This is a genomic window from Arsenicibacter rosenii (genome assembly GCF_001870735.1).
Lineage (GTDB): Bacteria > Bacteroidota > Bacteroidia > Cytophagales > Spirosomataceae > Arsenicibacter > Arsenicibacter rosenii.
The window spans coordinates 1-454 of sequence record NZ_MORL01000265.1; the positions used below are offsets into that span (position 1 = coordinate 1).

The 454-nt window shown below is 51.8% G+C and carries 1 protein-coding gene; it reads left to right on the top strand.

Annotation, left to right across the window (positions count from 1 at the left end; translation table 11 throughout):
* Positions 1-319 (top strand): Lrp/AsnC family transcriptional regulator (locus BLX24_RS31190; protein ID WP_071506954.1); only part of this gene is annotated, 319 nt, incomplete at its 5' end.
* Positions 320-454: the final 135 nt, after the last annotated feature.

Sequence of the window (454 nt, forward strand, 5' to 3'; positions counted from 1 at the left end):
CTACATCAAACGCACGGTCGCCATCCTGGATCGGCGGCTGATCAACCGCAACCTGATTGCGTTTTGCCATGTGCTGCTGAACAACCACGCCTCATCTACCTTACAGTCGTTTGAAGAGCAGGTCGTTCAGTTTCCGGAAGTTATGGAGTGCTATCAGATGACCGGCACATTCGACTTTATCCTGCGGGTGGTCACCACCGACATAGATGCCTACCACAACTTTTACCGGCACAAACTCGCCAACCTGCCCGACATCACGACCGTACAGACCTTCTTTGTCCTTTCTGAAACCAAAAGCGATACGGCTTATCCGCTTTAGCTGTTCCAGAACTGGAGCTTCACCCCCGTAAAGACCCCGGATTTGGTCCGGTAAACGGTCTTTGTGCTGACCGGCGGTCATGTTTTCAATAGCAATTTCCGTGCGCAGGTAGTCATACCGCATCTTAATGCTGTC